General features: G+C 40.8%; 11 protein-coding genes and 1 pseudogene. 6 read left to right on the top strand and 6 right to left on the bottom strand.

Annotation, left to right across the window (positions count from 1 at the left end; all coding sequences use genetic code 11):
• Positions 1-121 precede the first annotated feature (121 nt).
• Positions 122-256: a hypothetical protein gene (locus tag D2C78_00285; GenBank protein QEF34578.1), complete on the top strand. Its 135-nt coding sequence runs from the start codon at positions 122-124 to the stop codon at positions 254-256.
• A gap of 225 nt (positions 257-481) precedes the next feature.
• Here D2C78_00285 and D2C78_00280 read toward each other — a convergent pair whose 3' ends face one another.
• Genes D2C78_00280 through D2C78_00265 form a run of 4 tightly spaced genes read right to left on the bottom strand, consistent with a single transcriptional unit; the run spans position 482 to position 3,780 of the window.
• Complete coding sequence (locus tag D2C78_00280; protein QEF34577.1) at positions 482-940, bottom strand: peroxiredoxin; 459 nt, start codon at positions 938-940, stop codon at positions 482-484.
• A 9-nt stretch (positions 941-949) separates the two neighbouring features.
• Entirely contained in the window at positions 950-1,585 is a 636-nt protein-coding gene (locus D2C78_00275; protein QEF34576.1) for a lactate utilization protein C, read from the bottom strand.
• Positions 1,578-3,023, bottom strand: a complete 1,446-nt coding sequence (locus D2C78_00270; protein ID QEF34575.1) for an iron-sulfur cluster-binding protein — start codon at positions 3,021-3,023, stop codon at positions 1,578-1,580. The genes D2C78_00275 and D2C78_00270 overlap by 8 nt, the downstream gene beginning before the upstream one ends.
• Positions 3,024-3,051: 28 nt before the next feature.
• Positions 3,052-3,780, bottom strand: a complete 729-nt coding sequence (locus tag D2C78_00265; GenBank protein ID QEF35786.1) for a (Fe-S)-binding protein — start codon at positions 3,778-3,780, stop codon at positions 3,052-3,054.
• Between D2C78_00265 and D2C78_00260 the strand changes: the two are divergent.
• The 3 genes and pseudogenes from D2C78_00260 to D2C78_00250 all read left to right on the top strand — a co-directional run bounded on the left by D2C78_00260 (position 3,710) and on the right by D2C78_00250 (position 7,361).
• Positions 3,710-3,940: pseudogene (locus D2C78_00260) on the top strand (2-hydroxy-acid oxidase). The gene D2C78_00265 and the pseudogene D2C78_00260 sit on opposite strands and share 71 nt — an antisense overlap.
• Before the next feature lie 59 nt (positions 3,941-3,999).
• Complete coding sequence (locus D2C78_00255; protein QEF34574.1) at positions 4,000-5,649, top strand: L-lactate permease; 1,650 nt, start codon at positions 4,000-4,002, stop codon at positions 5,647-5,649.
• A 56-nt stretch (positions 5,650-5,705) separates the two neighbouring features.
• Positions 5,706-7,361: an L-lactate permease gene (locus D2C78_00250; protein ID QEF34573.1), complete on the top strand. Its 1,656-nt coding sequence runs from the start codon at positions 5,706-5,708 to the stop codon at positions 7,359-7,361.
• Between the two features lie 23 nt (positions 7,362-7,384).
• Here the strand turns inward: D2C78_00250 and D2C78_00245 are convergent, their stop codons facing one another.
• Together D2C78_00245 and D2C78_00240 are read right to left on the bottom strand one after the other, a co-directional pair.
• Entirely contained in the window at positions 7,385-8,371 is a 987-nt protein-coding gene (locus tag D2C78_00245) for an adenine-specific DNA glycosylase (protein ID QEF34572.1), read from the bottom strand.
• Positions 8,372-9,820 (bottom strand): DASS family sodium-coupled anion symporter, encoded by a 1,449-nt coding sequence (locus D2C78_00240; GenBank protein QEF34571.1) that lies wholly within the window; start codon positions 9,818-9,820, stop codon positions 8,372-8,374.
• 169 nt (positions 9,821-9,989) lie between these two features.
• On the opposite strand from D2C78_00240, the gene ccoN reads away from it, so the two are divergent.
• Together ccoN and ccoO are read left to right on the top strand one after the other, a co-directional pair.
• The gene (ccoN, locus tag D2C78_00235) at positions 9,990-11,456 is read left to right on the top strand and encodes a cytochrome-c oxidase, cbb3-type subunit I (GenBank protein QEF34570.1); all 1,467 of its coding nucleotides are present in this window, start codon (positions 9,990-9,992) and stop codon (positions 11,454-11,456) included.
• Positions 11,457-11,468: 12 nt separating this feature from the next.
• Complete coding sequence (ccoO, locus tag D2C78_00230; GenBank protein QEF34569.1) at positions 11,469-12,167, top strand: cytochrome-c oxidase, cbb3-type subunit II; 699 nt, start codon at positions 11,469-11,471, stop codon at positions 12,165-12,167.
• Positions 12,168-12,174 lie beyond the last annotated feature (7 nt).

Raw genomic sequence — 12,174 nt, 5'->3', positions numbered from 1 at the left:
AATAAGGTTAATAAGGTTTTGAGTGCCGACATTTAATGAAAACAGAGCCAAATATTAATCTATCTTTAACTCTTTTACTTTATAATTATCATTAGCATTTTAATATTCAAAGGAGCTTGAAATGAGAATTTCTCTTTTAGCTGTAATTTTAGCGTTATTGTTTGTGGCTTGCCATGAAACTAAAAAACAAATCTTACAAAACGAAGCCGATAGCACCCCTTCAGAAAAAACCATTTGGCAGCCTGAACAAAAATAAAAATTGTAAAAATACTCAAAAGCGTTTTTAAAATAACACAATCAAAAAGCTAGTGGGTGATAGTTTTTTTGTAAAGCGATCTTAGGGTTGTAGGGGAATGATTTCAAAACACCCCCTATCCCTTATGAGTTTTATTATCAAACGAAGTTTAAAAAACAAGTTTTTAAAAGCAAGAGAATGGTCAAAAAGCTTAAAATTAAAACGAGCGAAAGCTTGAGAGCTAAACTACAAACTCTCTAAAACCTTTTGAGCATGGCCTTTCGCTTTGACATTGTAGAAGCATTTTTCTAAAACGCCTTGCGTGTTGATAATGAAAGTGGAGCGGATAATCCCCAAATGCTCCTTCCCATAAAGCATGCGTTTGCCATAAGCTTTGTAAAGATTGGCGGCTTTTTTATCTTCATCGCAGAGCAAAATCACATTCAAAGAGCATTGGCTGATAAATTTTTGATGCGATTGCGCGTTATCAGGGCTTACGCCTACGACAACAGCGTTTTTCTTTTCAAATTCACTAAACAGAGTGCTAAAGTCTTTGGCTTCTAGAGTGCATCCGGGAGTGTTGTCTTTAGGGTAGAAATACAGCACCACTTTTTTATGGAGCAAATCTTTTAAAGAAATTTCTACGCCATCGCTGTTTTTCAATCTGAAATCAGGGGCTAATTGCCCTACTTCTAATTTTTCCATTCTTATCCTTTAATAGAGAATGATAGCGACTTTTTGAGGCCCATGCACCCCAAAAACGGTTTTTAATTCAATATCGGCTGTCCGGCTAGGCCCGCCAATAAGGAGCATGTTTGTGGGCAATACGCCGTTTTTACTCTGGTTTTTTAAAGCTTGCACGCCTTCGCTCAAGTTGCGCACAATGGATTCTTTTTTCAATAAGATAATGCAATTAAGGGTGATGAGCGAAAGCAACCGTGGGCTTGCATGCGAAGAAACCGCCCCAATCATGCCCAAGCTTGAAATCCCACAAACCCCATGCAATAAAGCCGTATCAATCTCAAACAATTCTTCACGCATCGCTTCAATTTCTTTATCATAGGGCTGTAAAGTGAAATCCTTAAACGCTTCAAAATTCAAATTTAAATCCGTAGAGTGTAAGACTTTTTTGCTTTGAAAATTTTCTAAAGCCTTTAAAATGGCTTGCTCTAAATTCTCTTTAGCGCTTTCAATGACTTCAGCTTTATTCAACACCTGGAAATGCTTGTATTCTTCCACCAAGTCTTCAAACTCCACTTTAATGATATTTCTATAAATAGGGTTTGCTCCCTGAATGGCATGCTTGGCTCTGGCTTCTTTAATGCACTTTAAAATAAGCTCTTTACTCATAAATCACCCCTTCTAAGTGTTGGACTTTGGCATGCAAGCTCGTGTCCATATTGGGTAAGGTCCTAACACTTGCCCACTCTTTGACTAAAGGCAGCATAGGTGCTAAAAGCTTGCCTAAAGGCGAGAAAAATTGAGCCATTTTCAATTGAAAACGCCACTTAGCCCCATCGCTTGCCATTTTGGCAAACATTTTCATAGAGAATTTTTCCATCCCGCTGTGTTGGGTGCTTTTAGCCCCCCTAACTACACCCCTACCCTCGCCCACTTTATCGGCTCGTAAATCCCTAATGAGTTCGGCTAAAGGGATTTCTACGGGGCACACTTCAGTGCAACGCCCGCAAAGACTGCACAAATTAGGGATATGCCCGTAATTATTCAAGCCAAAGAGTTGGGGGGATACCACCACGCCTATGGGGCCAGGATAAGTGGAAAGATAGGCATGCCCACCGATTTTATCATACACAGGGCAGTGGTTCAAACAAGTCCCGCAACGGATGCATGAAAGGGCGCGATAATACTTTTCATCAGCCAAAATATTAGAGCGGTTGTTGTCTAATAAAATGATATGGGCTTCTTTAGGGCCGTCTAAATCATCGTTTTTTCTGGGGCCTGTGATGATGTTTTGATAACAAGTGATAGGCACGCCCACCGCACTTGGGGCGAGCAAATTGTTTAAAATCGCTGCATCATCAAAGCTTTCTACTAATTTTTCAATCCCGCAAATAGCGACATGCACATCGCATGCGGTGGTGCTCATTCTGCCATTGCCTTCATTTTCCACTAACCAAATCGCCCCCTCATTAGCGATAGCGAAATTCACCCCACTGATCCCCATTTTAAAGCTTTCAAATTCTTTGCGCATGTGTTTTCTGGCGATCGCATTGAGCTTTTCAGGCTCTTCTTCATAAGCGGCGTTGAGTTTTTCTTCAAAAATCTTACCGATTTGCTTGCGGTTTTTATGGATAGCCGGCACGACAATATGCACAGGGTGTTCATTGATGAGCTGGATAATCAATTCGCCCAAATCCGTTTCTTGCGCTTGAATGCCCTTTTCTTTCAAGTAATGGTTCAAGCCAATTTCTTCGCTCGCCATGGATTTTTGCTTTAAAATGTGCTTGATATTCTTTTCTTTAGCGAGGTTGTAAATGATTTCATTAGCTTCATCGCCGTCTTTAGCGTAGTGGATTTTAAAGCCGTTTTGAGTGGCGTTTTTTTCAAACAATTCCAAATACTCATCAAGCCTAGATAAAATTTTAAGCTTGACTTCTTTGCCTAATTCCCTTAAATTTTCCCACTCGCTGTAACGATTTTTAAGGAGATTCTTACGATTAGCCCGTAAGGTATCCATTGCAGAACGCAAATTTTCCCTTAATTGCATATCGCCTAATTGGTCGGTGATGATTTCTTCGTATTCCTGGTCGCTATGATATTTTTCCATGATCATTCCTTAAAACAATTCTTTAATGTTAAAGCCCAAGCCTTGAGGCTAAAAAGTCATAAAAATGCATGGGTTTTGTGGGTGAGCCCATTTTTTGCATAGCGGTGCTGATATTCATCAAACACCCCGCATCCGCTGAAACAATCACATCCACTTGACGGCTTTCTATGTCTTTAATCTTTTCTTTAACCATAACCGCTGAAATTTCAGGCTCTTTAACCGAAAAAGTCCCCCCAAACCCGCAGCATTCTTCTTCTTTTTCCAATTCAATGAGTTCCACATTTTTAAGCTGTCTGATGAGGTTTTTCGCCGAGTCAATCACTTTAGCCACCCTTAAGGCATGGCAATTAGAATGCCATGTGATTTTAAGGGGTTCGCCCTTATCTTCATATTTGACTTGCAATTTTTTATCCAAAAATTCGCTCAATTCATACACCCTAGAGCAAAAATCTTTAACCATGTTAAATTCCGCATGCCCTTCAAACAATTCCAAATAATCATGCCGCATCATCCCTGTGCATGAACCGCTAGGCAAAATAATAGGGTAGTCGTTATTGGAATAAAGTTTGATATTGTATAAAACGACTTTTTTTGTCTCTTCATAGTATCCTGAGTTATAGCTTGGCTGGCCGCAACATGTCTGGTCTTTTTTAAAAACCACTTCCAAATTTTCCTTGCGGAGTAATTTGATAGCGTTAAGCGATGCGTTGCTGTATATGGCTGCTCCTAGACAAGTAGCAAAGAAATTGACTTTCAAAGAAGGCTCCTTAAATTCCAAATTAAGAGTTTCAAACACAATATAATACTCAAAATTAGTAAGATTGTAACCACAAGTTGATAAACCCACTCGCTCAAATATTGTTACTAAAATAAACCACAAACCCATTAAATTTGACTTAATATTAAATGCTACTTAAAATTAGTTTTTTCTTTTAAGTAAGATAAAAAAATACTTTTAATTATTCAAGGAAAATTTATGGAATTTTATCAAGTCTATGACCCATTAGGCCATATTTGGCTGAGCGCTTTAGTCGCACTTTCGCCCATTGCACTCTTTTTTATCTCTCTTATTGTCTTTAAACTTAAAGGGTATAGCGCTGGGTTTTTAAGCTTAGCGCTTTCAATCCTTATTGCGTTATTTGTGTATAAAATGCCTGTTCAAATGGTGAGCGCGAGTTTTTTCTATGGTTTTCTTTATGGCTTGTGGCCGATCGCATGGATTGTGATCGCTGCGATTTTTCTTTACAACCTTTCCGTGAAATCCGGGTATTTTGAGATTTTAAAAGAAAGCATTTTAACCCTAACGCCGGATCACCGCATTTTAGTGATTTTGATTGGCTTTTGTTTTGGCTCGTTCTTAGAAGGAGCGATTGGTTTTGGAGGCCCGGTAGCGATCACAGCAGCGATTTTAGTCGGCCTTGGGCTAAACCCCTTATACGCTGCCGGATTGTGCTTAATCGCTAACACCGCTCCTGTAGCTTTTGGCGCGGTGGGCATTCCTATTACGGCAATGGCTAGCGTGGTGGGTATCCCTGAGTTAGAGATTTCTCAAATGGTGGGCAGAGTGTTACCCATTTTTTCCATTGGTATTCCTTTTTTCATCGTGTTCTTAATGGATGGTTTTAGAGGGATTAGAGAGACTTTTCCTGCAGTGGCCGTTACCGGGTTTAGTTTCGCTATCGCGCAATTTTTAAGCTCTAATTATCTAGGGCCGCAACTCCCGGATATTATTTCAGCTTTAGTGTCATTGATTGCTACCACTTTGTTTTTAAAATTTTGGCAACCCAAACACATTTTCACGAGCAATGGCAAAGAGCCTACGATCAGCACAGAAAAACACCATATTTGTAAGGTGGTTGTGGCGTGGATGCCTTTTGTGTTGCTCACGATTACGATTATCATATGGACGCAACCCTGGTTTAAAGCGCTCTTTAAAGAAGGTGGGGCTTTGGCGTTTTCTAGCTTTGCTTTTGAATTTAATTCTATCAGTCAAAAGATTTTTAAAACCGTTCCCATTGTTACTGAAGCGACCAATTTTCCTGTGGTGTTCAAACTCCCTTTGATTTTAACGACAGGCACTTCCATTTTTTTAGCCGCCATTTTGAGCGTGTTTTTGTTGCGCGTGAAAATCAGCGATGCGATAGGGGTGTTTGGGGCCACTTTAAAAGAAATGCGTTTGCCGATTTTAACCATTGGCGTGGTTTTAGCGTTTGCGTATGTGGCTAATTATAGCGGCATGAGTGCTACGCTCGCTTTAGCGTTAGCGGATACTGGGCATGTTTTCACTTTCTTTTCGCCTGTTGTAGGCTGGCTTGGGGTGTTTTTAACCGGAAGCGATACGAGCTCTAATCTTTTATTTGGCTCTTTGCAAATGCTCATCGCTACACAGCTTGGCTTGCCTGAAGTGCTTTTCTTAGCAGCCAACACTTCAGGGGGCGTTGTGGGTAAAATGATAAGCCCTCAAAGCATCGCTATCGCTTGCGCAGCGGTGGGGTTAGTGGGGAAAGAGAGCGAATTGTTCAGATTTACAGTAAAATACTCTATCGCTTTGGCGATCATTATGGGGATTGTCTTCACTCTTATTGCTTATGTCTTCCCCTTTATTATCCCCATCATTCCTAAATAAGGGGGTTTTTAAAGAGAACTAGCACTAAGAGAATATTTTTAAAAAGGGATTTTTTAGTGCTAGAATTTCATCAAGTTTATGACCCTTTGGGTAATATTTGGCTGAGCGCTCTTGTAGCTTTATTGCCGATTTTGTTATTTTTCTTATCTTTAATGGTTTTTAAACTCAAAGGTTATACAGCGGCCTTTTTGAGCGTGGCTCTGTCAGCCATTATTGCGGTTTTAGTGTATAAAATGCCTGTTAGCATGGTGGGTTCAAGCTTTCTTTATGGCTTTCTCTATGGCCTATGGCCGATCGCTTGGATTATTATTGCGGCGATTTTTTTATACAAACTCAGCGTTAAATCCGGCTATTTTGAAATCTTAAAAGAAAGCGTCCAGTCCATCACTTTAGATCACCGGATTTTAGTGATTTTGATTGGCTTTTGTTTTGGCTCGTTTTTAGAAGGAGCGATCGGTTTTGGAGGGCCTATTGCTATTACCGCAGCGATTTTAGTGGGCTTAGGGTTAAGCCCCTTATATTCTGCCGGATTGTGCCTAATCGCTAACACCGCTCCTGTAGCCTTTGGCGCGGTGGGTATCCCTATAAGCGCTATGGCGAGCGCGGTAGGGGTGCCAGCGATTTTAATTTCAGCCATGACGGGTAAAATCCTCTTTTTTGTGAGCTTGTTAGTGCCGTTTTTCATTGTGTTTTTAATGGATGGCTTTAAGGGGATTAAAGAGACTTTTCCGGCCGTTTTTATCGCGGCTTTTTCTTTCGCTGGTGCGCAATTTTTAAGCTCTAATTATTTAGGGCCAGAATTGCCTGGTATTATTTCAGCCCTTGTTTCACTCGTTGCAACAGCGCTCTTTTTGAAATTCTGGCAGCCTAAAGCGATTTTTAGAAGCGACGGCAAAGCGGCCTCATTCACTAAGAGTAACCATCATATTTGTAAGGTTTATGTCGCTTGGTCTCCTTTTGTGATTTTGGTTTTAGTGATTGTGCTATGGATACAGCCTTTTTTTAAGGCTTTATTTGAAAAAGACGGCTTGTTAGCTTTTTCTAATTTTTATTTTGAATTCAATAACATCAGCAACCATATCTTTAAAAGCCCGCCCTTTGTAGAAGCCAATCAAAGCGTGAGTTTTCCGGTGGTGTTTAAATTTCTCTTAATCAACACCGTAGGCACTTCCATTTTTTTAGCCGCTCTTGTTAGCATGCTCGTTTTAAGGGTGCGAGTGAGCGATGCGCTGAGCGTCTTTGGCGAGACTTTAAAAGAAATGCGCTATCCCATTCTCACCATTGGTTTAGTCTTAAGCTTTGCCTATGTGTCTAATTACAGCGGGATTTCTTCCACTCTAGCCTTAGCGCTCACGCATACGGGTTTGGCTTTTACTTTTTTCTCGCCTTTGATCGGGTGGGTGGGCGTGTTTTTAACCGGGAGCGATACGAGTTCTAATCTTTTATTTGGCTCTTTACAGCAACTCACCGCCCAACGATTGCACCTCCCTGAGGTTTTAACCCTAACGGCTAATACCGTGGGAGGCACTTTGGGCAAGATGATAAGCCCTCAAAGTATCGCTATCGCTTGCGCGGCGGTGGGGTTAGCCGGGAAAGAGAGCGATTTGTTCAAATTCACGGTTAAATACTCCCTTATTTTTGTAGCGATCATGGGAGTCGTGATCAGTGCGATTGCGTATTTGATCCCTGAAGTGGTGCCTGCGATAAAGTAGAGCCATTTTAGATTTGGCAGGGTTTAACCCCCAAATAAATTTTTTTGTTTTAAAAAATGCAAGATTTTAAGCGTCATAGAGCTTATGGGTAAGGTTTCTAAGTCTTTAAGACTATAAAAACGAACGGGGTTTTTTAGATCCTTTATTGTGGCTGAATAGAGGTTTAAATTGAGCTTGAATTTAGTGTGGCTGTGTTTGATGGCGCCTAAAAAGGGGAGTTTGCATTCTAAATTTTCTTTTAAATTAGGGAAATGGTGCATCCCCAAATAGAGTTTTTGCTCTATTTTTTCTAAAGCGATTTGGTTATTTTGGATCACAACGCCCAAGTAACGCTCTTCTTGAACGATTTCTTGTTTTTTCTTAAGCGTGTGTTTTTCTAGGTGGTTTTTTCCTAAACAATAAGGATTGAAAGGGCAAATCGCGCATTTGGGTTTAGGGGAGCAGATTAAAGCCCCTAGATCAATTAGGGCTTGGTTATGATTAAAGCTTTCATTAGGATTAAGAAAGTCATTCGCCTTAATTTGTAAGTCTTTAGCGTGGATATTAGGATCCAAACCAAAGAGCCTTAAAAGCACGCGCTTGATATTGGTATCCACGCATGCGCTCTTTTCTCTAAAGCCAAAACATAAAATCGCATTAGCCGTGTATGCGCCAATCCCGGGGAGTTTCAACAGGCTTTGATAGTCATTGGGTAGTTGTGAGTGGTGTTCTTTAACGCAAATTTCAGCGCTTTTTTTTAAATTTTTAGCCCTTGAATAATAGCCAAGCCCTCTCCAAAGCAATAAAACCTCTTCTAATTGAGCGTTCGCTAAGTCTTTTAAAGTGGGGAAAGCTTCTAAAAAAGGGGAATAAAAACGCTCAACCACCGTGTTGATTTGGGTTTGTTGGCTCATCACTTCACTGATATAGACTTCATAAGGAGCGTTAATGCCCTTTAAATTCCTAAAAGGTAAATCCTTTCGCCCACATTCTTCATACCATTCTAAAAGGGCGTTGTGTAAAGTTTCCAACTACAACCACCTATAAGCGATGAATTTGACCCAAGGTATGCACACGCTTAAAAACACGATCAAATACAAAAAGCCAAAAATAAACCCCCATTTCCAAAAATCCTTGCTTTGAATATACCCGCTCCCGTAATAAATGGTGGATGGGCCTGTGCCATAGGGCGTTAAAATCCCCATAATCCCTAAAGAAAGCATTAAAAACAAGCTCAATTCTTGCAAATTGACCCCTTGAATATGCGAACCAATCCCTACAAAAAGCGCGAATAACGCGCTCACATGAGCGGTGATGCTAGCGAAAAAATAGTGCGACAGATAGAATAAGGCTACAATAAACAATACCGCTATTAACGGATCCAAGTTAGCATGCTCTAAAAAATTTTGAGCCGCATTGCCGATAAAATTTAAAAACCCTACATTTTTAAGCCCGCCAGCCATCGTGAGCAGCGATCCCAGCAATAAAAAAATGTTAAACGCGCTCTTGTTTTTAATGATGTCTTCATAGCTTACAATCTTACAAAACACCATTAAAACCATGACAATCAAAGCCGTTGCGCTCGCATGCAAACCTAAAGGTTTGCCAAAAATCCAACCCAATAAAGCCAATAAAGTGAGGCTGAGCATTAAAATTTCTTTTAAAGAAAACCTCCCCATGCCCTCTAATTCTTTTTTGGCCCACAAACTCACTTCTTTTGAGCCTTTTAAGGTGGGTTTGCAGGTTTTATACGCCAATAAAGGCACAAGCAAGATCAAAACCACCCCACAAGGCAAGAACGCTAAAAACCACGAAAACCATGAGATTTCATTCACGCCCATTTTGGCAGCGATTTCCATTGCTAGGGGGTTAGGAGCGAGCGCGGTTAAAAACATGGACGAAGTGATGCAAGTTGAAGCCAAAGCGACCCACATCAAATACGCGCCGATTTTGTCAGGGTTATTATTAGGAGTAGAACCCATTAAAGGCGGGATAGAAGAAACGATGGGATAGAGTATGCCCCCACTTCTAGCGGAATTGCTAGGGATAAAGGGGGCTAGACACAATTCGCTCAAACCAATCGCATAGCCTAAACCTAAAGGGGTTTGCCCTAAAAACCTAATGAGTAAAAGAGCGATCCGTTTCCCTAACAAGCTTTTTTCATACCCTAAACCCAAAATAAAAGCGACAAACACAAGCCACACCGTTTTATTCGCATACCCGCTCAAACCCCACGAAATGGCCTTATTAGCGCTCGCTACCTCATCGCTCGCCCCAATTTTTAACGCTATACACAGCACTAACGCGCTTAATGCTATCAAACCTGATGGCACCGGCTCTAAAACTAGCCCTATAATCATGCCTATGAAAATACAAAAATAAAGCCATGCGTTAGGGTTTAGCCCGTCCGGTGCGCCTAAAAAATACAACAGCGTTGCGATAAAAAAAGGGGCAAGAATGGTGAGAGTTTGTTTAATCATGTTTAACCTTTAGCCAAAGATAGTAATAATTTGGCTTAAAAATGCCATTCAAATGGGATTAAGTTATTACAATGTTACAGAAAAAGATTAAAAATTAAGCTTTTTGAAAAAGATAAAATTTTATAATTACATTTGTCTTTGTTGAATTTACTACAAATAGGAGTATTGCATGCAAGAAAATGTGCCTTTGAGTTATGATTATTCCATTAGCAAATTGTTTCTTTATGCGATGGTTGGCTTTGGGATAATAGGCATGTTAATAGGGATCGTGTTAGCTTTTGAATTGTCTTTCCCTAACTTGAATTACATTGCAGGGGAGTATGGCGTTTTTGGCCGCTTACGCCCTTTACACACGAATGCGGTGATCTATGGTTTCACTCTTGGAGGGATTTGGGCGAGTTGGTATTATATCGGTCAAAGGGTGCTTAAAATCACTTATTACCAACACCCTTTTTTGAAAATTGTAGGGTTATTGCATTTTTGGCTCTGGATTCTTCTTTTAATTCTAGGGGTTATTAGCCTGTTTGCTGGTCTTACTCAATCTAAAGAATACGCCGAATTGATGTGGCCTTTAGATATTATCGTGGTTGTGGCATGGGTGCTATGGGGGGTTAATATGTTTGGGAGCATGAGCGTTAGGAGGGAAAATACCATTTATGTGTCTTTATGGTATTACATCGCTACTTATGTGGGTATAGCGGTGATGTATATCTTCAATAACCTTTCTGTCCCCACCTATTTTGTCGCTGATATGGGGAGTGTTTGGCATTCTATTTCTATGTATTCAGGCAGTAATGATGCGCTCATTCAATGGTGGTGGGGGCATAATGCGGTCGCTTTTGTCTTTACGAGTGGGGTGATTGGCACGATTTATTATTTCTTGCCTAAAGAGAGCGGTCAGCCTATCTTTTCTTACAAACTCACTTTGTTTTCTTTCTGGAGCTTGATGTTTGTTTATATTTGGGCGGGCGGGCACCATTTGATTTATTCCACCGTGCCTGATTGGGTGCAAACCCTTTCTAGCGTGTTTTCAGTGGTGTTGATCTTGCCTTCGTGGGGGACAGCCATTAACATGCTTTTAACGATGAGGGGCCAGTGGCACCAGCTCAAAGAAAGCCCTTTGATCAAATTCTTAGTTTTAGCTTCAACTTTCTACATGCTTTCCACTTTAGAAGGCTCTATTCAAGCCATTAAGAGCGTGAACGCTTTAGCACACTTCACCGATTGGATTATAGGGCATGTGCATGACGGCGTGCTTGGGTGGGTAGGCTTCACTTTGATTGCAAGCATGTATCACATGACGCCTAGGCTTTTTAAAAGAGAGATTTATTCAGGCAGGCTTGTGGATTTCCAATTTTGGATCATGACTTTAGGGATTGTGCTTTACTTTTCGTCCATGTGGATTGCAGGGATCACGCAAGGGATGATGTGGAGGGATGTGGATCAGTATGGGAATCTTACTTACCAGTTCATTGACACGGTTAAGGTGCTAATCCCTTATTACAATATTAGAGGCGTTGGGGGTCTTATGTATTTTATTGGATTTATTATTTTTGCCTACAATATTTTTATGACCATCACAGCAGGCAAAAAATTAGAGCGTGAGCCCAATTACGCCACGCCTATGTCTAGATAGGGGAGGTTGGAGATGTTTAGTTTTTTAGAGAAGAATCCGTTCTTTTTCACTCTTGCGTTTATTTTTGTGTTTGCGATCGCGGGCTTGGTGGAGATTTTGCCCAATTTCTTCAAATCCGCTCGCCCGATTGAAGGCTTACGGCCTTATACGGTTTTAGAGACAGCGGGGAGGCAAATTTATATCCAAGAAGGTTGTTATCATTGCCATTCCCAGCTTATTCGCCCTTTTCAAGCTGAGGTGGATCGATATGGCGCGTATAGTTTGAGTGGGGAATATGCGTATGACAGGCCATTTTTGTGGGGTTCTAAAAGGATTGGCCCTGATTTGCACAGGGTGGGGGATTATCGCACAACCGATTGGCATGAAAAGCACATGCTAGATCCTAAAAGCGTTGTGCCGCACAGCATCATGCCCGCCTATAAGCATTTATTCATCAAAAAGAGCGATTTTGACACCGCTTATGCAGAAGCTTTGACGCAAAAAAAGGTTTTTGGCGTGCCTTATGACACAGAAAACGGCGTGAAATTAGGGAATGTAGAAGAAGCGAAAAAAGCCTATTTAGAAGAAGCGAAAAAAATCACAGCCGACATGAAAGATAAGAGGGTGCTAGACGCTATTCAAAGAGGTGAAGTGTTAGAAATTGTGGCTTTGATCGCTTATTTGAATAGCTTGGGTAATTCCAGAATCAACGCTAATCAAAACGCTAAATAAGGGGTGA

Source organism: Helicobacter pylori (assembly GCA_008032935.1).
In the GTDB taxonomy this organism is placed as follows: Bacteria; Campylobacterota; Campylobacteria; order Campylobacterales; family Helicobacteraceae; genus Helicobacter; species Helicobacter pylori_CX.
The sequence above is the reverse complement of the archived record's forward strand: the minus strand, read 5'-3'. Positions and strand labels throughout refer to the sequence as shown.

Bases quoted from the DNA above. Each gene is read 5' to 3' on its own strand.
- D2C78_00240 (QEF34571.1), bottom strand. From the start codon at position 9,820: ATGATTAAACAAACTCTCACCATTCTTGCCCCTTTTTTTATCGCAACG.
- D2C78_00285 (QEF34578.1), top strand. From the start codon at position 122: ATGAGAATTTCTCTTTTAGCTGTAATTTTAGCGTTATTGTTTGTGGCT.
- D2C78_00280 (QEF34577.1), bottom strand. From the start codon at position 940: ATGGAAAAATTAGAAGTAGGGCAATTAGCCCCTGATTTCAGATTGAAA.
- D2C78_00270 (QEF34575.1), bottom strand. From the start codon at position 3,023: ATGGAAAAATATCATAGCGACCAGGAATACGAAGAAATCATCACCGAC.
- D2C78_00255 (QEF34574.1), top strand. From the start codon at position 4,000: ATGGAATTTTATCAAGTCTATGACCCATTAGGCCATATTTGGCTGAGC.
- ccoO (QEF34569.1), top strand. From the start codon at position 11,469: ATGTTTAGTTTTTTAGAGAAGAATCCGTTCTTTTTCACTCTTGCGTTT.
- D2C78_00275 (QEF34576.1), bottom strand. From the start codon at position 1,585: ATGAGTAAAGAGCTTATTTTAAAGTGCATTAAAGAAGCCAGAGCCAAG.
- ccoN (QEF34570.1), top strand. From the start codon at position 9,990: ATGCAAGAAAATGTGCCTTTGAGTTATGATTATTCCATTAGCAAATTG.